This is a genomic window from Photobacterium sp. DNB22_13_2, assembly GCF_052873915.1.
On sequence record NZ_JBNNXU010000248.1, the window covers coordinates 1 to 244 of the forward strand.

General features: G+C 62.3%; 1 protein-coding gene. It reads left to right on the forward strand.

All coding sequences use genetic code 11. The features are described 5' to 3' along the window. A partial coding sequence (locus ACVA58_RS28550; protein ID WP_446513598.1) for an efflux RND transporter permease subunit occupies positions 1–244 on the forward strand: 244 nt, incomplete at both ends.

A 244-nucleotide genomic window follows, 5' to 3' on the forward strand; every position in this document is an offset into this window, starting at 1 on the left:
GTCTCGGTCGACCCGCGCAAGCTCGAAACGTACAACGTGACCCTGCCGCAGATGATGACGGCGCTTGGCAACGCCAACATCAACGTCGGCGGGCGCACGCTCAACTTCGGGCAGCAGTCGATCAACATCCGGGGCGTCGGTCTGGTTGAGAACGTCAAGGACATCGGCAAGGTCGTCCTGACGCAGAACAACGGCGTGCCGGTGCAAGTCAAGGACGTGGCGACGGTCAAGATCGGCTTCGTGC